The 26032-nt window shown below is 73.3% G+C and carries 25 protein-coding genes; 14 read left to right on the top strand and 11 right to left on the bottom strand.

What is annotated here, in order from left to right; translation table 11 throughout:
* Nucleotides 1–10: 10 nt before the first annotated feature.
* Both AB0881_RS01080 and AB0881_RS01075 read right to left on the bottom strand, forming a co-directional pair.
* Nucleotides 11–1318, bottom strand: coding sequence for an FAD-binding oxidoreductase (locus tag AB0881_RS01080; RefSeq protein WP_366613274.1), 1308 nt, complete (start codon nucleotides 1316–1318; stop codon nucleotides 11–13).
* Between the two features lie 63 nt (nucleotides 1319–1381).
* Entirely contained in the window at nucleotides 1382–2407 is a 1026-nt protein-coding gene (locus tag AB0881_RS01075; RefSeq protein ID WP_366613272.1) for an aldo/keto reductase, read from the bottom strand.
* A 157-nt stretch (nucleotides 2408–2564) separates the two neighbouring features.
* Between AB0881_RS01075 and AB0881_RS01070 the strand changes: the two genes are divergently transcribed.
* Nucleotides 2565–3164 carry a helix-turn-helix domain-containing protein gene (locus tag AB0881_RS01070; protein WP_366613270.1) on the top strand — a complete coding sequence of 200 codons (600 nt, stop codon included), beginning with the start codon at nucleotides 2565–2567 and terminating at the stop codon, nucleotides 3162–3164.
* Here AB0881_RS01070 and AB0881_RS01065 read toward each other — a convergent pair.
* Nucleotides 3161–4363 (bottom strand): erythromycin esterase family protein, encoded by a 1203-nt coding sequence (locus AB0881_RS01065; protein ID WP_366613269.1) that lies wholly within the window; start codon nucleotides 4361–4363, stop codon nucleotides 3161–3163. The genes AB0881_RS01070 and AB0881_RS01065 overlap by 4 nt on opposite strands.
* Before the next feature lie 155 nt (nucleotides 4364–4518).
* Between AB0881_RS01065 and AB0881_RS01060 the strand changes: the two genes are divergently transcribed.
* Complete coding sequence (locus tag AB0881_RS01060; protein WP_366613267.1) at nucleotides 4519–5571, top strand: methyltransferase; 1053 nt, start codon at nucleotides 4519–4521, stop codon at nucleotides 5569–5571.
* Nucleotides 5572–5584: 13 nt separating this feature from the next.
* On the opposite strand, the gene AB0881_RS01055 is transcribed toward AB0881_RS01060, so the two are convergent.
* The gene (locus AB0881_RS01055; protein WP_366613265.1) at nucleotides 5585–6385 is read right to left on the bottom strand and encodes an SAM-dependent methyltransferase; all 801 of its coding nucleotides are present in this window, start codon (nucleotides 6383–6385) and stop codon (nucleotides 5585–5587) included.
* Between the two features lie 206 nt (nucleotides 6386–6591).
* Between AB0881_RS01055 and AB0881_RS01050 the strand changes: the two genes are divergently transcribed.
* Both AB0881_RS01050 and AB0881_RS01045 read left to right on the top strand, forming a co-directional pair.
* A complete protein-coding gene (locus tag AB0881_RS01050) occupies nucleotides 6592–6822 on the top strand; it encodes a hypothetical protein (RefSeq protein WP_366613263.1) in 231 nt (76 codons plus the stop codon).
* A 499-nt stretch (nucleotides 6823–7321) separates the two neighbouring features.
* Nucleotides 7322–8158: an undecaprenyl-diphosphate phosphatase gene (locus AB0881_RS01045; protein WP_366613261.1), complete on the top strand. Its 837-nt coding sequence runs from the start codon at nucleotides 7322–7324 to the stop codon at nucleotides 8156–8158.
* Nucleotides 8159–8205: 47 nt separating this feature from the next.
* Here AB0881_RS01045 and AB0881_RS01040 read toward each other — a convergent pair whose 3' ends face one another.
* From AB0881_RS01040 to AB0881_RS01030, 3 genes are all read right to left on the bottom strand, one after another.
* Nucleotides 8206–9267 carry a PHB depolymerase family esterase gene (locus AB0881_RS01040; RefSeq protein ID WP_366613259.1) on the bottom strand — a complete coding sequence of 354 codons (1062 nt, stop codon included), beginning with the start codon at nucleotides 9265–9267 and terminating at the stop codon, nucleotides 8206–8208.
* A 152-nt stretch (nucleotides 9268–9419) separates the two neighbouring features.
* Nucleotides 9420–10421: a DUF418 domain-containing protein gene (locus AB0881_RS01035; protein ID WP_366613257.1), complete on the bottom strand. Its 1002-nt coding sequence runs from the start codon at nucleotides 10419–10421 to the stop codon at nucleotides 9420–9422.
* Between the two features lie 73 nt (nucleotides 10422–10494).
* A complete protein-coding gene (locus tag AB0881_RS01030) occupies nucleotides 10495–11214 on the bottom strand; it encodes a VTT domain-containing protein (RefSeq protein WP_366613255.1) in 720 nt (239 codons plus the stop codon).
* A gap of 163 nt (nucleotides 11215–11377) precedes the next feature.
* On the opposite strand from AB0881_RS01030, the gene AB0881_RS01025 reads away from it, so the two are divergent.
* The 5 genes from AB0881_RS01025 to AB0881_RS01005 all read left to right on the top strand — a co-directional run bounded on the left by AB0881_RS01025 (nucleotide 11378) and on the right by AB0881_RS01005 (nucleotide 17183).
* Nucleotides 11378–11797 carry a YciI family protein gene (locus AB0881_RS01025; protein WP_366613253.1) on the top strand — a complete coding sequence of 140 codons (420 nt, stop codon included), beginning with the start codon at nucleotides 11378–11380 and terminating at the stop codon, nucleotides 11795–11797.
* Between the two features lie 15 nt (nucleotides 11798–11812).
* The gene (locus AB0881_RS01020; RefSeq protein WP_366613251.1) at nucleotides 11813–13096 is read left to right on the top strand and encodes a sigma-70 family RNA polymerase sigma factor; all 1284 of its coding nucleotides are present in this window, start codon (nucleotides 11813–11815) and stop codon (nucleotides 13094–13096) included.
* 147 nt (nucleotides 13097–13243) lie between these two features.
* Nucleotides 13244–13756 (top strand): hypothetical protein, encoded by a 513-nt coding sequence (locus tag AB0881_RS01015; RefSeq protein WP_366613249.1) that lies wholly within the window; start codon nucleotides 13244–13246, stop codon nucleotides 13754–13756.
* A gap of 93 nt (nucleotides 13757–13849) precedes the next feature.
* Nucleotides 13850–15280 (top strand): hypothetical protein, encoded by a 1431-nt coding sequence (locus tag AB0881_RS01010; protein WP_366613247.1) that lies wholly within the window; start codon nucleotides 13850–13852, stop codon nucleotides 15278–15280.
* A 67-nt stretch (nucleotides 15281–15347) separates the two neighbouring features.
* A complete protein-coding gene (locus AB0881_RS01005) occupies nucleotides 15348–17183 on the top strand; it encodes an ATP-binding protein (RefSeq protein WP_366613245.1) in 1836 nt (611 codons plus the stop codon).
* Between the two features lie 15 nt (nucleotides 17184–17198).
* On the opposite strand, the gene AB0881_RS01000 is transcribed toward AB0881_RS01005, so the two are convergent.
* The 3 genes from AB0881_RS01000 to AB0881_RS00990 all read right to left on the bottom strand — a co-directional run bounded on the left by AB0881_RS01000 (nucleotide 17199) and on the right by AB0881_RS00990 (nucleotide 21180).
* A complete protein-coding gene (locus AB0881_RS01000) occupies nucleotides 17199–19139 on the bottom strand; it encodes a hypothetical protein (protein WP_366613243.1) in 1941 nt (646 codons plus the stop codon).
* Nucleotides 19136–20104 (bottom strand): hypothetical protein, encoded by a 969-nt coding sequence (locus tag AB0881_RS00995; RefSeq protein WP_366613241.1) that lies wholly within the window; start codon nucleotides 20102–20104, stop codon nucleotides 19136–19138. Before AB0881_RS00995 ends, AB0881_RS01000 begins: the two co-directional genes overlap by 4 nt.
* A 62-nt stretch (nucleotides 20105–20166) precedes the next feature.
* Entirely contained in the window at nucleotides 20167–21180 is a 1014-nt protein-coding gene (locus tag AB0881_RS00990) for a zinc-binding dehydrogenase (protein WP_366613239.1), read from the bottom strand.
* A gap of 139 nt (nucleotides 21181–21319) precedes the next feature.
* Between AB0881_RS00990 and AB0881_RS00985 the strand changes: the two genes are divergently transcribed.
* Genes AB0881_RS00985 through AB0881_RS00970 form a run of 4 tightly spaced genes read left to right on the top strand, consistent with a single transcriptional unit; the run spans nucleotide 21320 to nucleotide 23841 of the window.
* Nucleotides 21320–21748 (top strand): helix-turn-helix domain-containing protein, encoded by a 429-nt coding sequence (locus AB0881_RS00985; protein WP_366613237.1) that lies wholly within the window; start codon nucleotides 21320–21322, stop codon nucleotides 21746–21748.
* Nucleotides 21745–22584, top strand: a complete 840-nt coding sequence (locus AB0881_RS00980; RefSeq protein WP_366613235.1) for an alpha/beta fold hydrolase — start codon at nucleotides 21745–21747, stop codon at nucleotides 22582–22584. The genes AB0881_RS00985 and AB0881_RS00980 overlap by 4 nt, the downstream gene beginning before the upstream one ends.
* Before the next feature lie 25 nt (nucleotides 22585–22609).
* Entirely contained in the window at nucleotides 22610–22984 is a 375-nt protein-coding gene (locus AB0881_RS00975) for a DUF4180 domain-containing protein (RefSeq protein ID WP_366613233.1), read from the top strand.
* Nucleotides 22985–23037: 53 nt separating this feature from the next.
* Entirely contained in the window at nucleotides 23038–23841 is an 804-nt protein-coding gene (locus AB0881_RS00970) for an enoyl-CoA hydratase (protein ID WP_366613231.1), read from the top strand.
* Nucleotides 23842–23870: 29 nt separating this feature from the next.
* Here AB0881_RS00970 and AB0881_RS00965 read toward each other — a convergent pair whose 3' ends face one another.
* Complete coding sequence (locus tag AB0881_RS00965) at nucleotides 23871–24665, bottom strand: SAM-dependent methyltransferase (RefSeq protein ID WP_366613229.1); 795 nt, start codon at nucleotides 24663–24665, stop codon at nucleotides 23871–23873.
* A gap of 128 nt (nucleotides 24666–24793) precedes the next feature.
* Between AB0881_RS00965 and AB0881_RS00960 the strand changes: the two genes are divergently transcribed.
* Nucleotides 24794–25996, top strand: a complete 1203-nt coding sequence (locus AB0881_RS00960; RefSeq protein ID WP_366613227.1) for a cysteine desulfurase-like protein — start codon at nucleotides 24794–24796, stop codon at nucleotides 25994–25996.
* The last annotated feature ends 36 nt before the right edge of the window (nucleotides 25997–26032 follow it).

Genomic DNA, 26032 nt, shown 5'->3' with positions numbered 1-26032 from the left:
ACGGCGGGCGTCAGCCCTGGACCGGGAAGTTGCTGCGGATGGTGTCGCCGGGGTCGTGGCGGTGCTTGATGTCGCGCAGGCGGTCGAGCGCGGCGGGGGCGAAGGCGTCCGCCGCGGTCTCGGTGGCGTTGAGGTAGGTGATCGGCTTGCGGCCGCTGACCGGGAGGGCCTCGGCGACGGCCCGCTGCTTGGCGGCCACGGCCCGGGCGGCGGCCGGGTCGGTCGGGATGCCGAGCATGTAGAGGGAGTACGGCTCGGTCAGCGGGCCGAACGGGCTGTCGGACGGGCGGGCGAACGCGCCGCCCAGGTGCCGTATCTGGAGGCTGAGCAGGGGCGCGATGGGTTCGGCCAGCAGGGTCTTGGCGGCGGCGTCGTCCAGGGTGGTGAGGAGTTCGCCGCGCGAGAGGCCGGGGCTGGGGTCGGTGGGCTCGGCGGCGATGGAGCCGATCTCCGAGACCGGCATCGTCCGGCGGGAGTCGGAGACCGGCCGCGCCAGGGCGTCCAGCGGGGCGAGGAGCGCGCGGGCCTCGCCGGCGGGGCCGAGGTAGGTGGCGTCCACGGCGACCATCGGGTCGGCGCCGGGGAAGTGCAGCAGGTCCAGCCAGGCGGTCAGCCGGTCGGGGGCGGTCGCGGTGATCTGCCGGTACGCCTCCAGGACGGCCGGGGCGTGCTCGGCCGGCCACAGGACCCGGCCTCCGTACAGGTGCGGCGCGGGGTGCAGGGCGAGGTGCAGGGCGGTGACGATGGCGTAGTCGCCGCCCCCGCCGCGCAGCGCCCAGAACAGGTCGGGGTCGGTGTCCGCGGTGACGTGCCGCTGGTGCCCTCCGGCGTCGACGACGTCGAAGGCGGTGACGCTGTCGGCGATCCAGCCGTGCGCCCGGCCGAACCAGCTCAGCCCGCCGCCGAGCGCGACACCGGTGACGGTGACGATCGGCGAGCTGCCGGGGAGGCCGGTCAGGCCGTGCTCGGCGGCGGCCGCCTGGAGCCGGCCGGAGGGCACGCCGGCGCCGACGCGGGCGCGGCGCGCGGCCGGGTCGATCTCCACGGTGTCGAGCCGGCGGGTGCGCAGCAGGACGGTGCCGTCGGTACGGCCGGTGGCGCCGTGCCCGCCGGGCTGGGTCGCGATGCCCAGCCCGGCGGTGCGGGCGTACCCGACCAGCGCGGCGATGTCGGCGGCGTCGGCGGCCTCGACCACGGCCGCCACCGGCTGCTCGATCGCCAGGTTCCACGGGCGGCGGGCGGTGTCGAAGCCGGCGTCGCCGGGGAGCAGGACCTGGCCGCGGACCGCGGTGCGCAGTTCGTTCAGAGCGTTCGTCATGACCAGAACGCTAGAACCTGGATAGACCGGCCGGCAGGTGCATTCCGCCTTTGTGATCGTGGGTCAATTCCGGCGGCGGCGCAGTGCCGGGTCGAGCAGGGCGGGCGGGGTGTCGAACTTCTCGTGGGCGGCGAGGTCGGTGCCGGGCGCGACGATCTCGTCGATCGCGTCGAGCACATCGGCGGACAGGACGGTGTCGGCGGCGGCGAGCTGGGAGTGGAGGTGGTCGAGCGTGCGGGGGCCGATGAGCGCGCTGGTCACGCCGGGGTGCGCGGTCACGAAGCCGAGCGCGAGCTGGATCAGCGTCAGGCCGGCCTCGTCGGCGACCGCGGCCAGCCGCTCCACGGCGTCCAGCCTGGCCTGGTTGGACGGGACGGAGAGGTCGAACCGCTCCGGCAGGATCGCCGCGCGGCTGGTGGTGATCTCCCGGCCCCTGCGGACGGCGCCCGACAGCCAGCCGGAGGCCAGCGGGCTCCAGGCCAGCACGCCGAGCCCGTACTCCTGGGCGACGGGCAGCACGTGCGCCTCGACGCCGCGCTGCAGGATCGAGTAGCTGGGCTGCTCGGTGACGTACCGGCCCAGGCGGTGCTCGCGGGCGGCCCACCGGGCCTGCACGATGCGGTACGCGGGGAACGTCGAGGAGCCGAAGTAGCGGATCTTGCCGGCGCGCTGGAGGTCGGTCAGCGCCGACAGCGTCTCCTCGTCGCCGGTGCTCGGGTCCCAGCGGTGGATCTGGTAGAGGTCGACGTGGTCGACGCCCAGCCGGCGCAGGCTGTCGTCCAGCGCGGTGTACAGCCAGCGGCGCGAGCTGCCCTGGCGGTTGCGCTCGTCGCCCATCGGCATGTTCGCCTTCGTGGCGAGCACGATGTCGTCGCGGCGGCCGGCGATGGCCTTGCCGACCATCTCCTCGGACTCGCCGGCGCCGTACCAGTCGGCGGTGTCGATCATGTTGACGCCGCCTTCCAGGGCGGCGTCGACGATGGCGGTGGCCTCGTCCTGGGTGGTGCGCCCGATCGCGCCGAAGTTCATCGCGCCGAGCGCGAGCGAGCCGACCTGCACGCCGGTACGGCCCAAAGTGCGGTACTGCATGGACGTGTCCCTCCATGGCGGATGAGTGGGGTGCCAACGCGTGGCTTGGTGACGGGCCCGCCGCTCTGCCATCATTGAGCAAGCGGAACAGCGTCCCGGTTATGAATATACGGAACGCTGTCCCGTTTAGCAACGGCGGCACCGGAGGGAGCGCTCGATGAACGACGGCGGCGACGGCGCGGGGCGCGCGGCCCGGCCCAAGCGGGCGGACGCCCGGCGCAACGAGAAGACCCTGCTCGACGCGGCCGCGGCGGTCTTCGTGACGGCGGGCGTGGAGGCGCCGGTACGCGACATCGCGGCGAAGGCCGGCGTCGGGACGGCGACGATCTACCGCCACTTCCCGACGCGGGCCGACCTCATCATCGCCGTCTACCGGCACCAGATCGAGGCGTGCGCCGAGGCCGGCCCGGCCCTGCTGGAGAGCACCGCGTCCCCGCACGACGCGCTCGCGCGGTGGATGGACCGGTTCGTCGACTTCCTGGTCACCAAGCACGGGCTCGCCGCCGTGCTGCGGTCCGACGACGCCGGCTTCGACGCGCTGCACGCGTACTTCCTCGACCGGCTCCTCCCCGTGTGCGCGCGGCTGCTCGACGCCGCCGCGGCCGCCGGCGAGATCCGCCCCGGCATCGAGGCGTACGAGCTCATGCGCGGCGCCGGGAACCTCTGCATCGGCGCCGAGGGCGATCCCCGCTACGACGCCCGCCGGCTCGTCGGGCTCCTCGTCGCGGGCCTGCGCCCGCCGGAGCGGACGGACTAGTCCTGCGAGATGTCCCTGACGAACACGATCCCGTCCTTCGTGCCCAGGTCGGCCGGGTCCAGCGGGGCGTAGCCGAAGTACGGGGACTCGCGCCGGGCGGGGAGCGCGTCCCCGAAGGCGCTTACCAGCCTGCGGGCGTCGAAGGCGCAGCTCTCCTCCTGGAGGGCGTACAGGAGCCCTTCGAGGGTGTCCGGCGGCGGGGCGTCCACCCCCTGGTTCCGCATCGTGCCGATGGCCATGGCCAGGAAGCCGTACTCCTCGCCCAGGCGGGCGTTCACGTGCGCGCCGGCGCTCCACCACTCCACCCGCCGGCCCGCCATCCGCATCGAGCTCTTCTCCCGCTGGAGATGGCCGTTGTGGGCGAACACCAGGAGCGGGCCCCGGCCGGCGAGCGCGAGGAGGTTCTCGGCCATCATCAGGTCCCGCAGGCCGGTCAGCCGTGCCAGGCGGCCTGGTGACTCGGTGGCCATCCAGTAGTGGTAGCGCAGCAGGCCGACGGCGGTGCGCCCGTACAGGAGCGCCCGGTCCCGGTCGTCCCGCGCGGCCGTGCCGAGCAGGTGGGGCGCGTACCCGTCGAGCAGCGCCACGAGGTCGTCGGCGAGCAGCCGCAGTTCCGCGGCCTCGGGCGACCGCCCGAAGGACCGGGACGGGTCCATCATCGCGGCGGGCTCGGTCCACCGCTCGTCGTCGCCGAGCAGGCGGTCGAGCGTCTCCGCCGTGCAGGGGAGCAGGTCCGCGTCCAGCCGGTCCGCGAGGTGGGCGTGCAGCGCGGTGAGGGCCCGCCGGGGGCTCGCGGCGGCGGTGATCTCCAGGGGGCCGTCGAACCCGGCGAAGCGCACCTGCTCGGACGCGGGCCTCCCCGCGTTGTGGTCGCGCATCCAGCGCACCAGCTCCCGGTTCGCCGCGGACGCGCCGAGCTCGTGGCTGAACCCGCGTTCCATGACCTCGTCGAGGGTGCCCGCGCCCGAGGTGACGTGGTCGTCCACGAGCAGGCCCATCAGGCAGTCGCTCTCGATGGCGATCGTCCGGTAGCCCTCCCGCTCGACGAGCCGCCGGAAGAGCTCGTTGCGGAGGACGAGCGGAGCGTCCACGCCGTGGGTGGGCTCGCCCAGGGCGAGCACCCGCGGCCGGGCGGGGAAGAAGTCCATGACGGTGGTGGCGTCGACGGAATTGGCGATGTCTCTGATGCCGAAATCCATACCTTCAACAGTATCGTTGAAGTTTTACGTGGAGGCTTTGGCGATATTCATGCAGGAGGCATCGAGAAAAGTTTCAACTCGTTAATGGAAGCTCCCATTCGTCCAAGACGCCTCCGGGAGCGGGTGGGGACGATCGGCGGCAGGGAGGGATGCGGATGACTCCGGAAGAGCAGGCAGAGGTGACCGACGAGGCGATGATGGCGGCGTGGGGGACGCTGGGGCCGCTGATGGACCTGGTGACCCCGATGGCGCTCCGGGTCGCCGCGACGCTCCGGCTCGCCGACTTCATGCCGGACGGCGACGGCGGCGAGGGGGCCCGCGTCGAGGACCTGGCCGAACGCGCCGGCGCCGATCCGGACGCGCTCGGCCGGATGCTGCGCCACCTCGTCCTGCACGGCGTGTTCACCGAACCCCGGCCGGGCGAGTTCGCGCTCGACCTGACCGCCGCGCTGCTGCGCTCCGACCACCCCGCCGGGATGCGCGCCTGGCTGGACCTGGACGGCTTCGGCGGCCGGATGGACCTGGCGTTCACCGAGCTGGCCCACACCGTCCGCACCGGGGAGCCGGCCTGGGAGCGGGTCTTCGGGCTGCCGTTCTGGCGCTACCTCGACGCGAACCCCGCGATCGGCGCCTCGTTCGACGCGGCCATGGCGGCCAACCCCGGGCACAACACGGCGGTGGCGGACGGCTACGACTGGACGGCGGTACGGCACGTCGCCGACGTCGGCGGCGGCACCGGATCACTGATCGCCGAGCTGCTCCGCCGGAACCCGCGGCTGCGCGGCACGCTGGCCGACCTGCCGGAGACCGCGGCCCGCGCCCGGGAGCACCTGGCCGCGCTCGGCCTGGACGGCCGGTGCGAGATCGCCGGCCAGAGCTTCTTCGACCCGCTGCCCGCCGGCGCGGACGTCTACCTGCTCTGCCGCGTCGTCCACGACTGGGACGACGCCGCCGCGACCGCGATCCTGCGCCGCTGCGCCGAGGCCGCCGGCGCGGCCGGCCGGGTCCTGGTGGTCGAGGAGCACGGCGCCCCGGGCGACGCGCCCGCCGCGTTCGCGGAGATGGACCTGCGCATGCTCGTGCTGGCCGGCGGCCGCGAGCGCACCCTCGACGACTACGCGGCGCTCGCCGCAGGCGCCGGCCTCCGGGTCGCCGCCGTGCACCGCCCCACGGGCCGCCACGTGATCATCGAATGCCGGGCCGCGTGACGCACGGCCGGAATCACTCGGCCGGCTTGCGGGCCACCGCGCAGGCCCCCAGATTCTCTATCTCGTCGCCGGGCTCGGTCTCGGCGGGTTCCAGTTCGGGCCGCCAGCGGAACGGGTCGACCAGGCCCGGCTCGATGAACTCGAAGTCGCCGAAGAGGGCGGTGATCTCGTCCCGGTCGCGCAGCGTCCCCAGGCCCATCGTCCCCTGGTAGGCGTCGGCGACCTCCTGGAGGGCCGGCAGCACGTGGCTGATCGTCAGGAAGCTGCCGGGGGCGAGCCGGCCGCGGAGCTCGGCCAGCAGCTCGGCGGGATGGGGGTCGGGCAGGAAGTGGAACAGGGCCAGCGCGCTGACCGCCACCGGCCGGTCGAAGTCGAGCGTCCGCGCCGCCTCCCGCATGATGCGGTCGATGTCGACGACGTTCGAGTCGATGTAGGCCGTGGCGCCCTCGGGTGCGCTGGTCAGCAGCGCGCGGGCGTGGTTGAGGACGATCGGGTCGTTGTCGACGTACACCACGCGGGACTCGGGGGCGACGCCCTGGGCGACCTCGTGCAGGTTGGGCGAGGTCGGCAGGCCCGTACCGAGGTCCAGGAACTGGCGGACGCCGTGGTCGCGCGCGAGCACCCCGACGGAACGGGCGAGGAACCTGCGGTTGGCGCGCGCCAGCGGGCGCAGCTGCGGGCAGATGCTCAGGACGCGCCGGCCGAATTCCCGGTCGGCGCCGAAATGGTCCTTGCCGCCGAGGTAGAAGTCGTAGACCCGCGCGGGGTGCGGCTCGTCGGTACGCAGATCCAAGGACGGTGGGTTCTCGGTCATGAAGGGCGGTTCCTCGGGGGCGGGTGCGGTCGCGTCACCAAGATCGTATCCGTGGCGGACCCTCTTCGGCCCGTCCGACACCACACCTTTCTGGGACCAATCAGCACTGCCCGCCATACCCTCCCCGTTCCCTGACTTTCCGTACATGGGAAGGGAACTTCCGGGTATGGAGCCCACCTCATTCATTCACAGAGAGGTGAAGGAAGATGAGGTTCCTGAGCGGGCTGCTCAACGGGGTGCTGTCCCCCGTCGTGGGCCTGCTTACCGTACTGGTGCGCGGCCTCCTGGCCCTCGTCGTGTGGCTTCTCGCCACGGTTCTCACGGTGGTGTCGGTCATCCTCTGCGCCACCATCCTGCTGCTTCCCCTCGGCATCCCGCTGCTGCTCTTCTCGCTGCGCCTCTACGGGCGCGGCGTCCGGCTGGTCCTCGGCGGCTGACCGGCCGCGGGAATCCGCCGCGGGCGCCCGGACGTGACCGGCGGATGAAAAGGACGTGAACTTCCGCCGCGCCCGCGGCACTCCCCCGCATGCCCGCCGGACGCCGCCGCACCGCCGGGTGATCATGCCGTCACGCCGGGTCGGCCGGTGCGCGCGGGCTCCCGGACGCACCGGCCGGCCCGCCGTGACACGCCCGCTGACCGGCCCGGCCGTCCCCCGCCGCCCGGCCGCGCGCGCGGGAGGCGGATCTCGCTCCCATCGGGCCGGTGCCTGTGGGGCTCCCGGGAGAACGTGTACGTTCGGGACGGTGCGGCCCCGTGCCCCCGCTCCCGCGACCGGCGCGCCGGTCGCCGATCGCGTCCGCCCGGCCCGGATCGACCAGTACTGTTCCTGCTGCCGCTGATGGAGTTCCCCGCGGCGTGCACCCCCTGAGCAGTGAGACGCGGCCGGTCGCGGCGGACCGCCCGGGACGCGTCGACGAACGAACATGAGGGCTACGTTGAACATTCTGGAAGCGGTCTTCCTCGGGGCCGTGGAGGGGCTGACCGAGTTCCTGCCGGTCTCCAGCACGGGGCACCTGACGATCCTGGAGAGCATCCTCGGGCACTCCCCCGACGACCCCGACATCACGGCGTTCACCGCGATCATCCAGGTCGGCGCCGTGCTCGCGACCCTGATCTACTTCCGGGCCGACTTCCAGCGGCTCATCGCGGCCTGGGTGCGCGGGCTGGCCAGCCGCGAGCACCGGGCCGATCTCAACTACCGGCAGGCGTGGGCGGTGCTCCTCGGCGCGATCCCGATCGGCATCGTCGGCCTGCTGTTCAAGGACCAGATCGAGACGACGCTCCGCAGCCTCTGGTTCGTCGGGTCGGCGCTGATCCTGTGGAGCGGGGTGATGTACTTCGCCGACAAGACCGCCACCCAGAAGCGCGACGAGAAGGACGTGACCTGGAAGGACACGCTCATCATCGGGATCGTCCAGTGCCTGGCGCTGATCCCGGGGGTGTCGCGCTCCGGGGCGACGATGTCGGCCGGCCTGATGCGGGGACTGGACCGGGTGACGGTCACCAAGCTGTCGTTCTTCCTGTCGGTGCCCGCCCTGACCGCGGCCGGCGCGCTCCAGGTCGTGGACGAGTTCGACACCATCACCACGGGCGTCGGCTGGCCCGCGACGATCACGGCGACGGTGGTCAGCTTCATCGTCGCGTACGTGGCCGTGGCCTGGCTGCTGAAGTTCATCGCGAAGCACACGTACACCGTCTTCATCGTGTACCGGGTGATCCTCGGCGCGGTCGTGCTCACGCTGGTCGCGACCGGCGTCGTCCAGGCCAGCTGAAGGACCGGGCCGGGCCGGCCGAAACCGGCACGGCCCGGCGCGGCGGGTCAGTTCAGGCCGAAGAAGCGCGCGGCGTAGTACGGACCGCAGAGGGCGTCATGGCCCTGCCCGACGGAGCCGCACTTGTCCGGTCCCGTTCCCGGGTCGATGGGCGCCTCGTGCCCCATCGACCTGATCAGGTACGTCTCCAGCCGGCCGTCGCCGTAGACGCTCTTGGTGACGCCGAGCGCCGGGGTGGTCGTGGACGCGGGCGTCCGGGAGAAGCCGAACACGTCCGTCCACTGGTCGCGCTGCTTCTCCAGGGAGTTCGGGTCGATCAGCCGGTCCGCGCCGCCGTGCCAGATCTGCACGCGCGGCCGCGGGCCGGAATAGCCCGGGTAGGCCGCGCGGACCTTGTCGCCCCACTGCCGCGGGGTGAGCGTGTTGAACGCCCCGGAGCACGGCCCGAACGACCCGGTGCGGAAATAGGCGTCCTCGGTGTCGGCGCAGCCGTACGCCATTCCGAAGAACACCGCGCCCGCCTTGAACACCTCGGGATACGCGGCGAGCATGACGTTGGTCGCCGCGCCCCCGCCGGAGTACCCGGTGGCGAAGACCCGGCCGGCGTCCGCCTGGTGGTTCGCCTTCATGTAGTCGACCATCTGGACGACGGAACGGGCCTCGCCCTGCCCGGCGTGCGTGCGGTCCTCGGCGTTCCACGCGCTGAAGCACTTGTGCGGGACGATCCCGCCCGAGCCGACGTTCTCCTGTTTCTGCTCGGGGAAGACGATGGTGAAGCCGTAGGCGTCGGCGAACTTGCGCCAGCCGGTGTTCACGTCGAGGTCCTCGGCGGAGCCGCCGCAGCCGTGGAAGAGGACGACCACCGGCGCGCCGTTCTGGGCGGCGGCGGGGACGTACGCGAACATCCGCAGATTTCCCGGATTGCTCCCGAAGGCTCGTACTTCGTGGAAGCCTGTCTGCGCGCTCGCGGGCGGCGCGAGCGCCCAGGCCGTCCCGGTGAGCGCGAGGAGGAGCGCGGCCGACGCCGCACCGGCCAGCAACGGTCTGCGGCGGCGACGGGGGCGGGAGCGGCGGGGGCGGGATTCGCCCGCCTTGACTGAGGTTCTCATGACCGCAGGGTCCGTCGGGATTCGCGGCAGGTCATCGGCGCAATCGCCTATTTCCGTTGACCGGAAAACAGCGCTTTCAATTGCACAATTCCCGTGTTAGAGAAAAGCGGGGAGTGTGCGCCCTCCATAAGAAATCGGCCTTTCCGGGGCCGTCAGGCCGGCCCACGGACAGGCAGGCGCCTCCAGTACGTGACGCATCGCCACGCCCACTCCAGGGGGCCATAGCGGAACCTCCGGAGCCACAGAACGCTGAACACCGCCTGCACGGCCAGGACGCCGATCCCCAGCAGCGCCGACAGGCCCCACTCGGCGGACCCGTGCAACCCCATGGCCCTGCCGATCGGGACGAACAGCAGCGCGGCGGTGACGTAGTTGGTCAGCGCCATGCGCCCCATCGGGGACAGCGCCCGCGACAGTACGGGCCCGGCGGGCGTGCGGAGCGCCAGCAGGAAGAGCACCAGGTAGCAGGCGGCCATGGCGAGCGAGAGCAGCAGCCCGAGCCGCGTCCCCGCGGCACCGGGCGGGCCGAGGACGATCGGCCACCAGGCGAGGGCGCCCGCCGCGGCGGCCCCGGCGCCGAGGGCGAGGAGCTGCCCCGCCCGCCGTTCCAGGGTGGCGGGCACGTCCAGCTCCGCGAGCGCGAACCCCAGCGCGAACAGCCCTGGCAGCAGCCCGTACCCGCCGGTCCCGGCCAGCAGGCCGACGGCGGTCAGGACGACGCCGTTGACCAGCACCGCCCGCCCGTCCAGGTAGCTGAGCGGCAGCAGGACCAGGACGCCGGTGACGGCGAACGGCAGCAGCACCTCCCCCGGTTGCAGCAGGTGCAGCAGCGCGCCCACGGCCGCCAGCGCCGCGAACCGGCGCAGGAGCAGGACGCGGGGGCGCCGCGCGTGCCGCCGCGCCGACCGCAGGAAGATCCCGAACCCGATGCCGAACAGCAGGAAGAAGATCGGGTAGAAGCGTCCGAGGACGAACCACCTGAGGACGCCGGGCAGCTCCTCCTCGGCGCCGAACATCTCCAGGGTCTGCGGGATGTTGATGAAGACGATCCCGCAGAGCGCGAAGCCCCGCAGGGCGTCGAGCTCGGCGATCCGCCGGTCCGCCCGCACCGGGCCGTGCCCGGCGGCGTCCCCGGCGTCATCGGTGACCGGCATGCCGCCATGGTCACATCGCCGGGCGCGCCATGGCGCGCCGACACGATGGCCGGGCCCGTTCCGGTGGCCGGCCTCAGGGCGCGTCGCCGGTCTCCTGGGGCTTCGCGGCGGCCGTCCGGGCGGTGCGGGCGCGGACGAGGCGGGACGCGTACCAGCCGCCCGCGCTCAGGACCACCAGTCCCGCCGGGGCGATCCACACCGCCGGCGAACCGGGCTCGCGCAGCGCCTCGCCGAGGCCGGTGTAGACGAGCGTGCCCGGCACGATCCCGAGCACGGTGCCCGCCATGTACGGGGCGAACCCGACACCGGCGACCCCCGCCCCGTAGTTGACCGCGCCGAACGGGAACATCGACACCATCCGCAGCACCAGGATGGACTCGAACGCGCGGCGCGACAGGTACGACTCCAGCCGCGCGAGCCGTCCCGACCCGGTGAACCGGGCCACCGCCGGGCGGCCCAGGAGCCTGGCCAGGCCGAACGAGAGCGCCGCCCCGGCGGAGGCGCCGGCGATCACCGCCACCGAGCCGAGGGCGACGCCGAAGAGCGCGCCGGCGGACGCGTTCAGCACCGAGCCAGGGACCAGCGCCGCCACCGCGAGCGCGTAGCAGGCCGCGAAGACGAGCGGCCCCCAGAAGCCGAGCGAGTCGACCCACGCGCTGAGGTCCGCCCAGAACGCGCCGCCGCCCAGGGCCACCAGCACGCCGAGTCCGAGCAGCAGCGCGGCGAGGACCGCCAGTTTGGCGGTGGCCGACCGTGAGGTCGACGGTTCGGGGGCGCCGGAACGGCGGCTCATGCGGGCTCCTGCCTGGCGGTTCGGTCGAGCGATCGACACCCATGATGTCGGGTTCCCGAAATTCCCGGAAAAAGTTCGGCCGCCGTGTCGATCCGGTCCGCGCACCGTTCGACCTTGGGGTGAGAGGGTTCGCAAGGGGCCCGACCGAGCCAGGGAGACGGACATGAAGTACATGCTGATCATGCGCGCGACCGACGAGGCCTTCAAGACGATGGCGGACGTCGACTTCACCGAGATGATCGAGACCGTCGGCAGGTTCAACGACGAGCTGATCCGGGCCGGCGTGCTGGTCGCGGCGGAGGGCCTGGACGACGCCGCTGAGGGCGTGGTCGTCGACCACGGCTCCGAGGTGCCGGTCGTCACCGACGGGCCGTACGGGGAGACCAAGGAGCTGTTCGGCGGCTTCTACATCCTCAACGTCGCGTCGAAGGAGGAGGCGGTCGAGTGGGCCAAGCGGGCGCCGCTCACCGGCCCCGGCTTCAAGACCGAGATCCGCCGCGTCACCACGATCGACGAGATGCCGCAGGACAACGAGTGGATCAAGAAGGAGCGGGCGTGGCGCGAGGCGACCGGCCAGCTCTGAGCGGAACGGCGGGAGATGACGGATCACACCGGTCGTGAGGCGGTGGCCGCCGTCTGGCGGATCGAGTCGGCGCGGATCGTCGGCGCGCTCACGCGCTACACCGGCGACTTCGCGCTGGCCGAGGACCTCGCCCAGGAGGCGCTGGCCGAGGCGCTCGTGAACTGGCCGCGCGAGGGGGTGCCCCGCAACCCCGCGGGGTGGCTGCTGACCGTGGGCCGGCGCCGCGCGATCGACGCGTTCCGGCGGCGCTCCGCCCGCGACGAGAGGTACGCCGCCCTCGCCCAGAACCTGGGCGAGGGCGGCGCGCTCTCCGGGGCCGAGCCCGCCGCGCCGGACCCGGACGCCGAGGTGCTGTGGGACCCGGACCAGATCGACGACGACGTGCTCGCGCTGATGTTCACCGCCTGCCACCCCGTGCTGTCGCCGGAGGCGCGGGTGGCGCTCACGCTGCGCGTGGTCGGCGGGCTGACCAGCGACGAGATCGCGCGGGCGTTCCTCGTCCCGACCGCCACCGTGCAGGCCCGCATCACGCGGGCGAAGAAGACCCTCGGGGCGGCCCGCGTGCCGTTCGAGGTCCCGCCCGCGCAGGACCGGCGCGAGCGGCTCGGGTCGGTGCTCAGCGTGATCTACGTGATCTTCACGGAGGGGTCCTCGGCCAGCTCCGGCGGCGACCTGCTCCGGCTCGACCTGGCCGGCGAGGCGCAGCGCCTCGCGCGGGTGCTGGCCCGGCTGGTGCCGGACGAGCCGGAGGTGCTGGGCCTGCTGGCGCTGCTCGAACTGACGGCGGCGCGCTTCCCCGCCCGTACCGGGCAGGACGGCCGGCCGGTGCTGCTGGAGCACCAGGACCGCCGCCGCTGGGACCGCTCCGCGATCCGCCGGGGCCGGGCCGCGCTGGCCCGCGCCGAGCGGACCGGCCGCGGCCTGGGCGCCTACGGGCTCCAGGCGGCGATCGCCGAGTGCCACGCCGTCGCGCCGTCCGTCGACGAGACCGACTGGGAGCGCATCGTGCTCGTCTACGAGGCGCTCGGCCGGCTGGCGCCGTCCCCGGTGGTGGACCTCAACCGGGCGGTGGCGGTCTCCATGGCGCAGGGGCCGGCCGCGGCCCTGCCGATCGTGGACGGGCTGGCCGCCGCCGGGACGCTGGCGCACTCCCACCTGCTGCCGAGTGTGCGCGGCGAGCTGTTCGCCCGCCTCGGCCGCGCCAAGGAGGCCCGTGCCGAGTTCGCGGAGGCCGTCCGGCTGTGCGGCAACGAGCGCGAGCGGGAGGTGCTGGAACGCAAGATCGCCGATCTCGGCTGAGCGGGCGGGCATGGCGCGGGACGGGCACGGCGGCCATACTCGGACCTTGTGCAGAGCGATCCCCCGCCCTACGGGGCCAATCCGCCGCCTCCCCCGCCCTTCTCCCCGCCACCCCCGCCGCCGGCACGCCGGGCATGGCTGATCCCCGTGCTGGTCGTGGGAGCCGTCACCGTCCTCGGCGTGGCCGTGCTGGGCGCCTACGCGCTGCTGCGGGAGAAGGACCCCGCGGCCGGCGGGTCCGGCCGGCTGAAGCAGCCGGTGAGCTTCGTCCCGGTGCTGGCGGCGGCGGACGGGCCGTGCGGGCAGGCATGGCTGGCGGACCCGTCCGACGGGCGGTGCCTCCAGGTGGGCTCCGGCATGACGATCCGCGAGGTCGAGGACATCCGCGTCCGGCCGCCCGGCTCCGAGGGCCGGACGACCCACACGGTGGCGATGTCGTTCACCCCGGCGGACGCCCGGACGTTCGCCGCCCTGACGGCCGCGGCGGCGAAGCGGCAGGAGCCGGCCAACAGGATCGCCGTCCTCGCCCAGGGGGAGGTGCTGGCCGCGCCGACGGTCGCGGCCCCCATCACCGGCGGGAAGGTCGAGATCAGCGGGCCCGCCGACCGGTTCACCGAGGCCTACACCGAGGACCTGGTCCGCCGCATCCTCGGTGGCTGAGTCCCCAGGGCACGCCCGTTCTGTCACACCGGGCCGCTAACGTTCCTGTGGTCGGTACGGGACGGATCGTGACGGGCGGGGGGCTGGGGAGACTTGTCGCAGGGCTATCCCGGGCTGCCCGATCCGCGCCGCCTGATGGCGGAGGAGCCGGCCGACCCGGACGTGGTGGAGCGGGCACGGCGGCGCAAGGAGGACGCGCTGCTGGGCTTCGGGGTCGGCGAGAGCACGGTCGCGTCCTGGCTGTACGCCAAATGCCACCACCACATCCCGACCACCGCGGTCCCCACCGCCGCGGTGGCGGCGACCGGCGAGCACGGCTGCGTCCTGCTCTACAACCCGTACTTCTTCCTGGAGCTCGACCTCGACGGCGTCGGGTTCGTGCTGTTCCACGAGGCCCGGCACCTGATGCTCCGGCACCTGCACGTGGACGAGGAGCTGCGGACCGACCCGGTGTTCACGCTGGCCGCGGAGGTGATCGTCAACCATGTCGCGCTGCGCCGGCTGGAGCGGTCCGCCCTTCCGACCGTCCCGGTACGCGGCACGGACGGTGGCGAGGGCGGCGGCGAGGACGGCGAGGTCGAGCGGGAGCCGGTGGGCGTCGATCCGGAGACCATCTACCGGGCGTACCGGGACGATCTGCTGGAGCAGGGGCTGGCCCCGCTGCCGTACGACGAGTTCACCCGCACCGACCTCACGGTGTACGGCGAGCTGCGCAAGATGAAGGACCCGCCCGTCCCCGCGGCCACGTACTGCGTCCACCTGGGCGGCGAGGGCGTCCCGCTGGAGGACGCCACCGTGGAACGCGTCGGCGAGGAGGTGCTGCGCGAGGTGGCGCAGGCGGCGCTGCGCGGCGACCGGGCGGCGCGCGGCGAGCTGCTCGACCTCGCCGACCGGACGGCGGACGGCGGGGAGCGGCTGGCGAGGATGTGGGGCGGGCTCGGCCTGGACCGGCTGCGCGGCACCACCCTCAGGACGCGCCGGGTCGACTGGTGGCAGCGGTGGCTCACCGACGTGCTCGCCTCGAAGCTCTCCGAGAGCGACCGGCTGGTCTACCCGAAGAAGCACGGCGCGGTCATGCTGGCGCTCGGCCACGAGCCGATGCTGGCCCGGCGCGGGCCGGAGCGGACGAAGGTCGTGCTGATCGCGTTCGACACCTCGGGCTCGATGCCCGACGCGGTCGTCGAGTGGCTGACCACGCTGGTCGGGCGGACCGACGGCGTGGAGAGCCACTGGCTGAGCTTCGACGGCAGGGTGGCGCCGTTCGTCCCCGGCGAACGGGTCGTGGGCGGCGGCGGCACCGACTTCCAGAACGTCGTCGACTACGCGGAGGGCCGGCTGGAGGTGGACGGCAGGACGCTCGCGGCGGACCCGGACGCGGTCATCATGGTGACCGACGGGTACGCGCCCCGCGTCACCCCCGCCGACCCCGGCCGCTGGATCTGGCTGATCACCGACGGCGGCGACGACTGGCCGGACCGGCACGACCCCCCGATGGCCTGCCACCGGGTCGCGTCCGGCCGATGACCGCTGATCAACGCTGATCACCGCTGATGAACGCTGATGGACGCTGACCACCACGAAGGAGGGCGCAGTGCGGCAGTGGAAGCCCACCGCCACCTACCCCGATCCGCCGGCGGACGGGACCACCGCGAAGCTGGAGGCGTTCATCGACGCGATGATCGCCATGGGGCAGACCGGGCAGGTCTTCGGCGAGCACGGGATCGGCAAGACGTCCACGTTCGTGTCGTACGTCCCGGAGCGGTTCCCCGGCACCACGCTGGTGGTCGTCCCGGCGGCCAACCTCACCCCGGACGACCTGCTGGTCAACGCGCCGGTGCGGGACGAGCGCAGCGGGGAGCTGATGCTCCGGCAGCTCGTCATGCGGCAGCTCGTCCCCGGCAAGCCGTTCGTGCTGCTCATCGACGACTCGCTCCAGGCCGGCAACGCGGTGCAGTCGCAGCTCATGCAGATCGCGTGCGACTGGACGCTCGGCGAGTACGACCTGCGCGAGCTGGGCTGCGTCGGGGTCTTCCTCACCGACAACGAGTCCCTGGCCGAGACGGGCGCGAGCCGCTCCGACCTTGCCGTCCTGGACCGGATGGTCACCCTCCGACTGACCTCGAACGACACCGCGTGGCGGCAGGCGCTGGCGGAGCGGTACCCCGACTGGGACCTGCGCGAGGTGTTCCGGCAGTGGGCGTCGCTGGGCACGCGCCTGCGCCACGCCCTCTCGCCGCGCACGCTGCAGCACGTGCTCGACTGCGCGCGCGCCGGATTCCCGCTGGCCTGGGGGCTGCCGCTGCTGAACGGCGCGCGGCTGGCGCTGACCGAGGAGGGCGAGGACGGCAGGCCGGGCCGGGACCGTACCGCCGAGGTGCTCGACGGCATCGCCGCGGCGGTCGGGGCGCGCAACCCGGCCACCGTGTCCGACCCCGTCCGCCGGATCCTGCGGGCCGCGATGACGCACCGCTGGGCCGTCCTGCTGCAGGGCCCGCCGGGATGCGGCAAGACGGAGATCACCAAGCAGATCGCGCGGGAGGAGACCGGCCGCGACCCGGTGTACTTCTCGCTGCCGGTGACCAACGTCGAGGACCTGTGCGTTCCGGTGCCCGCGCCGGACGGGTCGCTGGACGCCCTGCTCAGCCGGTCGCTGCTCGACCCCGAGCCCAAGGTGCTGGTCTGGGACGAGTACAACCGGCCGAAGGACAAGGCGACCTTCGCCCGGCTGATGGAGATCACCCAGGAGTGGACGCTCGCCGGCCGCCCGCTCCCCGGCCTGCGCGCGCAGGTGGCGCTGCAGAACCCGCCGTACCATCTGGGCCGCAAGCTGCTCGTCGCCGCCAACAACGTGGCGCAGGCCAGCCGGTTCACCGTCAGCTACGAGGTGCGCCCGGAGGACATCCCGGCCAACGAGTGGCTGATCTCGACGTACGGCGAGACGGCCGAGACCGTCCTGGAGTGGTGGAAGAACGACATCGACGACGACGGCCGGGACTGGGTCACCAAGCGCACCCTGGAGCGGCTCATCAAGCTGCACGGGGCGGGCATGCCGCTCCAGACGGGGCTGATCTACCTCGGGGACGGCGAGTACGCGCCGGTGCCGCTGTCCGGGCTGGAGGCCCGGCTGGCCGAGCGGCCGCGGGCGGGCCTGGCCGAGATCGCCGCCGACCTCCCCGGCTGGGAGGCCCGGCTGGCGGCGGCGGCCGAGGCGGGCACGGAGGGCACCGACGACACCGACCTGGTCCACCAGGCGTTCTCCAACGCCGAGGTGTCCCAGCTGGAACGGCACCTGGACGCGGTGGCCCGGCTGCTCCCCTACCTGCCGCCGAAGCTGCGGGCCACCTACCTGGTCGGGCAGGCGCCGGAACGGCAGCGCTTCTGGGTGTCCGCCCTCGCCCGGATGGGCCGGCTCGCCGCGCTCGGCTGACCGGCCCGCCCCGGCCTACTCGTCGTCGTCCTCGCCGTCCTCGTTCTCATCGTCCTCGTCGTCGTCCCATTCCTCGTCGTCCTCGTCGTAATCGACGTGCTCCTCCCAGTTCTCGTCGATGTCGGTCTCGAAGTCGAACGGGCGGATCATCGGGACGGACACGGACACGGACACGGACGCGGACGCGGACACGGCGGACCGCTCGTGGTCCACCAGCCACGAGTTGCGGAAGAAGTCGAACTTGAGGTGGTAGCAGCCGGCCGACTCGGTGAACAGGATCGGCGGGACGAGAAGGTGCGGCACCTCGACCGTGGCCGCCGTCGTGACGAACTCCTCCACCGGCGGGACGGGCGGGCCGCCCTGGCAGGAGGCGAAGTTCACCGGGGTCAGCGCCTCCTTGCCGAGGACGTGGATGCGGCCGCCCTCGACGACGAACCGGTCCGGGTCGAGGGCGACGCTCTCGCCGAGCAGCAGGATCGGCGCGGGCATGATGTCGGCCTTCGCGGCGTCCTGCGCGCGGGTGTAGTGCTCGATGACGTCGGCGTTCCGCGTGCTCTCGAATGCGGGGTTGAGCATGCCCCCGTCGCAGATCCCGCAGGCGCAGTCGGGCAGCTCGCCGGTCGCGGGCGCCTCCGGCTCGGGGAACAGCAGGGACTTGTCGAACGGCGCGATCGGCGCCTCGCCGCCCCTGCCCGCGAGGAAGTCCGGGATCCAGCGGGAATCCTCAGCCTCGATCACCGTCGATTCGCACTGGGCGCGGAACGCCGTGCCGCCGACCTTGCAGTTGAAGTAGTCCAGCAGCGTGATCGCCGCGCACTCGGCCGGTGACAGGCCGCCGCGCGCGGCGAACCAGAAGTCGTAGCCGTTGGCGACGAAGTCCAGGCCCCGGAACCGCTTGTGCACGTACGCCTCGCGGGCCCCGTCCGGCGCCGGGGTGAGCCCCTCCCAGTGCGCCGCCGCGACCCGGTTGTAGTAGTCGTCGGCGTGCCGGGCCAGCTCCGGCGCGAAGACGCTCTCCCCGGTCAGGTAGCACGCCTTGCCGAAGAGCGCGGCGATCTCGGGGTCGTGCGCGACGCCGGGGTCGGTGAAGACCAGCTCGGTGCGCAGGAACACCTTGCGGCCGTCGCGGTACGGGGCGCCCTCGTGCTCGTACCGCTGGTCGAAGACCACGCAGGTGAACGGCTCGATGTCGGTCAGCGCGCCGCCCCCGGACAGGTCGAGCACGGGGTCCCCCGAGCCGCCGGTGAGGTAGATCAGCAGGGTGTGGCGGGAGACGTGGTCGCGCGCGGCGTCGTAGTAGGGCGTGTCGCGGTGGCGGTGGAAGTTGGCGTCGTCCGGCTCGAAGCGGTTGCAGCGGAAGACGGGGTTCACGTGCGAGAACCCCTCCAGGGCCGCCGGCGGCAGCGCGCCCTTGACCGCCTCGGTGAGCGCTTCGGCGAGCAGCGCGGAGTGGAAGATGAAGCGGTCGCCGCCGCGCGAGGCGGCGTTGAGCGGCGGGACGTAGAGGTCCAGGGCGTCCAGCCGTTCGAGCCGCTCGCGGCCGGTGTCCGGGAGCCGCAGCGCGAACGTGTACGCGCCCGCCGCGAACTCCTCGCGCCCGGTGAGCTCCATCGTCCACTCCGCGCCGTCGAGCAGGCCGTCCAGCGGCAGGATGTTCTCGAACGTCCGGAACGACAGCTCGCGGGGGTCGGCGAACACGGCGGCCAGGTGGGGCGCCTCCCGGCTGGGCCGCGCGAACAGGTCGCGGACGCCGGCGTCGATGGCCTCGGCGTCGACGAAGCGCACCGCCTTGAAGCGCGCGGTCGGATGCCAGGAGACGTCCAGCCCGCCGACCGTCGCGGCGGGCTCGGCGTCGGTCGCGTCCACCTCGGCGCGGTACGCGTCGACCTCGCCGGCCGGGGCGCGGCCGTCGCCGTTGGACAGGGCGAAGAATCGGTCGCGGAGTTCGATGCTCATACGCTCTTCCAGTAGGTGCGCAGTACGGGCGGGAGTTGGGGGGCGTTCGCGAGCAGTTTCACGCCGGCGTCTCCGACGTCGTCGCGGTACAGCAGCAGCCGCCGGAGCGAGCCGATGAACGGCGCGGCGAGCAGCGCCTCCACGCCGGCGGCGCCGATCTCGTTGTAGCGCAGGTCGAGTTCGGTCAGCCCCGCGAAGCGGTGGAGGGCGCGCACCCCCTCGGCGGTCAGGGAGTTCCGCTGGAGGCGCAGGCGGCGGACGCCGCCGAAGGACGGCGACTCCGCGAGCGCGGCCAGGCCGCCGTCGCCGACGCGGGCGTACCGGAGGTCGAGGGCCTCCATCCGGCCCGTGCCGTCGAGGGCGCCGGGAGTCTCGGCGCGCAGGAGCGCCGAGACGGCGAGGGCCTTGGCGCCGAGCCCGCCGATGCGGATGTACGACAGGTCCAGTTCGGTGAGTCCCGAGATGTCGAGCGTCGCGAGCAGTCCGGCCTCGATCGCCCCGGACGGCTTCGGCTGGCCGTCCGGATCGAGGTTCTCCCGCCAGCGCCCCTCGCTGAATTCGCCGTCCCAGCCCTCCTCGCCGTCCCAGTCCTCCTCGCCGTCGCCGGGCATGACGACGCGCAGCGCGGTCGTGAACGGGCCGCGCAGCGCCTGCTCGACCACCACGGGCAGGCGGTCGGACCACTCGACGGCGACCTTCGTCGCGAACCCGTACCGGCGCTCCAGCACGGTCGCGCCCGGCGGCAGCCCCGCGTCCCAGCCCGCGCCGTGCTCCTTCACGAGCGCCGCGATCTCGCGTTCCACGTCCCGGCGCCCGGCGGGCGCCAGGCGGTCGCGGCGCTGTTCGAGCCTGATCAGCTCGCCGCGGGCGTCGCCCCGTTCCGTGAGCCGGTCGCCGTAGGACAGCCATCCGGCCAGGTCGCCGGGATCGTCCCGCAATCTCTGTTCAAGCGCCGAGATCTCCATCCCGGGCACCTTATGATCAAGCACCGACATCCGTCCGCCGGACGGCGGATCAGGGGCGGTGATCAGGGGCGGAGGATCAGGCGGATCGGGTTCCCGGTCTTCTTCTCCGCGCGTTCCACGGCCAGCGCGGCGTCGGCGAGGGGCAGCACGTCGCTGACCGACTCGGCGAGTTCGAGGCGGCCCTGCCCGACCAGGCGGACGAGTTGCTCGACGTGCTCGGGCTCGGAGCCGTAGTGGCCGAGGATCTGCTGCCGGAGGTAGCTGAACAAGGTGTCCTCGGCGATCGTCACCGGCCGGCCGCTCAGCCCGGCCAGCACCAGCCGGGCCCGCCTGCCCATGACGCCGAGTGCCTGCTCCCGTACGGCAGGGACGCCCGCGAAGTCGAACGCGGCCGCCAGGCCCCGCCCGCCCGTGGCCGCGCGGACGGCGTCCCGGAAGTCCGCCGCCCCGGGGTCGAGGACGTGGTCCGCGCCGAACCGGACGGCCCGCTCGCGTGCCGCCGGGACCGGATCGATCGCGATGATCGGCGCGGCGCCGATCAGGCGCAGCAGCTTCACCGCGTGCGCGCCGAGCCCGCCCACGCCCCAGACGCCGGCGGCCTCGCCCGCCTCGGTGCGGGCGGTGGCGGTGATGGCCGCCCACGGCGTGGACACCGCGTCGGGGATGATGCAGGCCTGCTCGAACGGCAGCGAGTCCGGGATCGGCACGACCGTCCGCTCGGTGGCGACGGCGTACTCCGCCCAGCCCCCGTCGTAGTCGACGCCGCGCGTGCGGACCGTGCCGTCCAGGTCCTCCTCGCCCGCCTGGAGCAGGACGCGCTGCCCGACCTCGAACCGGCCGGCCCCCTCCCCCAGCGCGTCCACGACGCCCGCGACCTCGTGGCCCAGCGTCACCTCGTCGCCCTTCAGGTAGAGCGGGCTCACCGTGCCGTCGATCAGGTGCACGTCGGACAGGCACACTCCCGCGGCCTTCACCGCGATCCGCACCTCGCCGTGCCCCGGCTCCGGCACGGGGACCTCCGTCACCGTGAAGCTCCGGGTCCGCACGTTCAGCCGCCCGGCCAGCATGTCGGCCATGCCCCCCGCCCTCTTCGCGTCGCGTTCCGAATCCTCGCGGTGAGGGCCTACCCGACGGGGACGCATGCCGGGTCAGCACTCCCCATCTTCCGCTAAAAGTCGTTTGGTAGATGCAGATAGCGGAAGATAAGGTAATTTCGTGACAGAACGCTTCTACTCTGTGGAACAGGTCGCCGAGCGGCTCGGACTGCATGTGCGGACGATCCGCAACTACGTCCGGGACGGGCGGCTCAAGGCCGTCCGCATCGGCAAGCAGTACCGGATCGCGCCCGAGGACCTGGAGGCGTTCACCGGCCGTCCCGCGCCCGTGCCCGCGGCGGGAACGGCCGGGCGGCGGCACAGCGAGGTGTCGAGCATCGTCGAGCTCGACGGGGTCGACACCGCGACGGCCGACCGGATCACCACGCTCCTGACCACCGTGGGCTCCGGCCGCGGGGCGGGCGACGCGCCGCTGCGGATCGAGACGGTGTACGACCGGGAGCGGGCCCGGATGAAGGTCGTCGTGCTGGGCGGGCTGGGCGACACCGCCCGGCTGCTCGACTACATCGAAGGGGTGATGGAGGCGTGACCACCATCTACAAGTCCGCCGCCGGGCAGGACGAGATCCGGCGGCGGTACGAGGACGCGCTGCGCACCTGGCCGGTCCCCGCCGAGCACGTGCGGGTGCCGACGCGCGAGGGCGAGACGTTCGTCCTCGTCTCCGGCCCCGAGGACGCGCCGCCCCTGCTGCTCCTGCACGGCTCCGGGGCGAACGCCGTGACCTGGCAGGGCGACATCGCCTCGTGGTCGCGGCATTTCCGCACCTACGCCGTCGACCTCGTCGGCGAGCCGGGGCTGAGCGCCCAGTCGCGCCCCGTGCTGGGGACCGAGGCGGTCGCGCTGTGGCTGGACGACGTGCTGGACGGGCTCGGGATCGGCGCCGCGTCGTTCGCCGGCACCTCGCTCGGCGGCTGGGCGGCGCTGGACTACGCGGTCCGCCGGCCGGGCCGGGTGGCGCGGCTCGCGCTGCTGTGCCCCGGCGGGATCGGGCGGCAGACGATGGGCTGGCTGTTCAAGGCGATGGTGCTGCGCCTGTTCGGCCGCCGGGGGACGCGCCGGTCGGTGGCGGTCGTCGCGGGCCTGGACGCGCCGGAGCACGGGCCCGCGCTCGATTTCCTGACGCTGACGTTCTCGCAGTTCAGGCCGCGTACGGAGCGGCTGCCCGTGTTCTCCGACGAGCAGTTGCGCGGGCTGGGCATGCCGCTGCTGGTGATCGTCGGAGCGCGGGACGTGATGTTCGACTCCGCGGAGACCGCGCGGCGCGTGCGGCGGAACGTCCCGGATGCGGCCGTCGAGGTCCTGCCCGGCACTGGCCACGCGATCCTCGGCCAGACCGAGACCGTGCTGGCGTTCCTGCGTGGTTGAAGCAACTCGAAAGGAAAGGTAGACGATGCCCGACGAGATCCAGGAGCGGGCCGGGGTGCCGGTGCTGGTGTGCGACCCGGCCGGCCCGCCGGTGGCCACCCTGGAGGACGCGCTCGACCTGATCGGCGCGGTGTTCCTCGGCGCCGAGGCGGTGGCCGTGCCGGTGGACCGGCTGGACCCGCGGTTCTTCACCCTCGGCACCCGCGTCGCGGGCGAGATCATGCAGAAGTTCGCCACCTACCGGCTGCGGCTGGCGGTCGTGGGCGACATCTCCCGCCACCTGGCGGAGAGCTCCGCGCTGCGGGCGCTGGTCCGCGAGTCCGACACGTCCGGCCACGTGTGGTTCGTCCCCGACCTCGACGGGCTGGACGCCCGGCTGCGCGCGCTCGCCACCAAGTAACCTAGCGCTTGCTGGGTACAGTGCCCTCCCCGGCCGCACAGCGAGGAGCCCGCATGCCGTTCGTCCTGACCGACAAGCCCCGCCCGCACGTCACGCTCATCACCCTCAACCGCCCCGAACGGATGAACGCGATGGCGTTCGACGTCATGGTCCCGTTCCGGGAGGCGCTGGAGGAGGCGAGCCGCGACAACGACACCCGCGCCATCGTGATCACGGGCAGCGGGCGGGGTTTCTGCTCCGGCGCCGACCTGGAGTCGGCGGGCCGCATCCCGGGCATCGACGGGCTGACGCCCACCTCGATCGCGCTGCGCTCGATGGAGCTGCTGGACGACGTCGTCCGCGCGATGCGCCGCGCCCACCAGCCGGTGATCGCGGCGGTGAACGGGCCGGCGATCGGCGGGGGGATGTGCCTGAGCCTGGCCGCCGACATCCGGATCGCCGCCGACGCCGCGGTGTTCCGGGCGGCCGGGATCAACAACGGGCTGACCGCGAGCGAGCTGGGCCTCAGCTACCTGCTGCCGCGCGCGGTCGGCTCGTCCCGGGCGTTCGAGATCATGCTCACCGGCCGGGACGTGGACGCCGCCGAGGCCGAGCGGATCGGGCTGGTGTCCCGCGTCGTCGCCGGCGAGAAGCTCCTGGACGACTGCTTCCAGCTCGCCGAGCGGATCGCCGCGTTCAGCCGGCCCGGCGTCGAGCTGACCAAGCGGACGCTGTGGTCGGGGCTCGACGCGGGCAGCCTGGACGCGCACATGGGCCAGGAAGGGCTCGGGCAGCTGTTCGTCCGCCTCACGACGCAGAACTTCCAGGAGGCCGTGCAGGCCCGCAAGGAGAACCGGCCGCCCGAGTTCCGGGACTGACGCGGCCGCTGCGGGCCTGGCGGCGGGCGTCAGCGGACGACGCCGACGCCCGCCGCGACCTTCAGCCCGGTCGGCGGCGCCGACTCGTCCGGCCACCAGTCCTGGACGTCGACGACACCGGGGTCGAGGACGTCCAGCCCCTCGAAGAAGGAGGCGATGTGCTCGCGCGTGCGGAAGCACATCGGGGACGGCGAGTCCGCCGAGATCTCCTCCAGCTTCGCCCGGGCGCTCGGATCGCTGCCGTCGGAGCAGAACTGGGACAGCATAATGTGGCTGCCCGGCACCACCCGCTCGCGGAACCGCGCCACGATGCCCGCCGGGTCGTCGCCGTCGCCCACCAGGTGGAACAGGCCGACGAACAGCAGCAGCACCGGCCGCTCCCAGTCGATCAGCTTCACGACCTCGGGCGCGTCGATGATGGAGTCGGGGTCCCGGACGTCGCCCACGATCGACACCACGCCGGGCACGCCGGCCAGCAGCGCGCTGTTGTGGACGGTCACGAGCGGGTCGTAGTCGACGTACACCACGCGCGCGTCGGGGTCGATCGCCTTGGCGGTCTCGTGCACGTTCGGGGCCGTCGGCAGCCCGGCGCCGATGTCCAGGAACTGGTCGATCCCCGCCTCGGCGCACATCCGCGTCACCCGCAGCAGGAACCGGCGCTGCGCGTTCCCCAGCACCGGCAGGTCCGGCGCCAGCGCCATCACGGCCCCGGCCGCCTCCCGGTCGACCGCGTAGTTGTCCTTCCCGCCCAGCACGTAGTCGTACGCGCGGGCGTGGCTCATCACGGTCGGATCGATCCCAGGGGGTACGAACTCCTCGCCCATAACCGGCCTTCCCCGTCTCGTATGCGGCGTTCCCCCGAACCCCCGCCAGGGTAACGCGGATCAGGGGCGATTCCGGTAGATATGGTCATCCGACACCGGCCCCGCCGACCCCGGAACGGAGTTCCCCCATGGCCTACGATGCCGCCGCCGTCCGCGCGCTGTTCCCGGCTCTGGACGCCGGAGGCGCGCACTTCGACGGGCCCGGCGGCACGCAGACGCCGCGCCCCGTCATCGAAGCGATCGCCGCCGCCCTGTCCGCGCCGCTGTCCAACCGGGGGGACGTCACCCGCGGCGAGCGCAACGCGGAGGCGATCGTCGCCGCGGCCAGGCGGGCGCTGGCCGACCTGCTCGGCGCGGACCCGGCCGGGATCGTGTTCGGGCGCAGCGCCACCCAGCTGGCGTACGACTTCGCCCGCACGCTCGCCAAGACCTGGGCGCCCGGGGACGAGGTCGTCGTGACCCGCCTGGACCACGACTCCAACATCCGCCCGTGGGTCCAGGCCGCCGCGGGGGCGGGCGCCACGGTTCGCTGGGCCGACTTCGACCCCGCCACCGGCGAGCTGCCCGCGGAGGCCGTCCGCGCGGTGCTGTCCGAGCGCACCCGCCTGGTGGCGGTCACCGCCGCCTCCAACCTGATCGGCACGCGCCCCGCGATCTCGGAGATCGCCCGTTCCGTCCACGACGCCGGGGCCCTGCTCTACGTCGACGGCGTGCACTACACCGCGCACGCCTCCGTGGACGTCGAACGGCTCGGCGCCGACTTCTTCGCGTGCTCGCCGTACAAGTTCCTCGGGCCGCACATGGGCGTCCTCGCGAGCCGTCCCGGACTCCTGGAGACGCTGCGGCCGGACAAGCTGCTGCCCTCGACGGACGCCGTCCCGGAACGGTTCGAGTTCGGCACCCTGCCCTACGAGCTGCTGGCCGGTGCCACCGCCGCGGTCGACGTCCTCGCCGGGCTGGCGCCGCACGCCGAGGGCGGCCGCCGCGAGCGGCTGATCGCGTCGTACGCCGCCCTGGAGGAGCACGAGGACGCCCTCCGCGTCCGGATCGAGAAGGGCCTGGCCGGTCTCGACCGCGTCACCGTCCTGTCGCGGGCGGCCGAGCGCACCCCCACCCTCCTGCTCACCATCGAGGGCCGCGACACCGCCGACGCGTACCGCTTCCTCGCCGAACGCGGCGTCGACGCGCCCTCGGGCTCGTTCTACGCGATCGAGGCGTCCCGCCGGCTCGGTCTCGGCGACACCGGCGGCCTGCGCGTGGGGCTGGCGCCGTACAACGACGCCGGAGACGTCGACCGCCTCCTCCAGGGGCTCGCCGACTTCCTCGGGTGACCGGCTCACCGGCGAATTCTGCACAGCCGGGCGTTC

Source organism: Spirillospora sp. NPDC029432, assembly GCF_040703975.1.
In the GTDB taxonomy this organism is placed as follows: domain Bacteria; phylum Actinomycetota; class Actinomycetes; order Streptosporangiales; family Streptosporangiaceae; genus Spirillospora.
The sequence above is the reverse complement of the archived record's forward strand: the minus strand, read 5'-3'. Positions and strand labels throughout refer to the sequence as shown.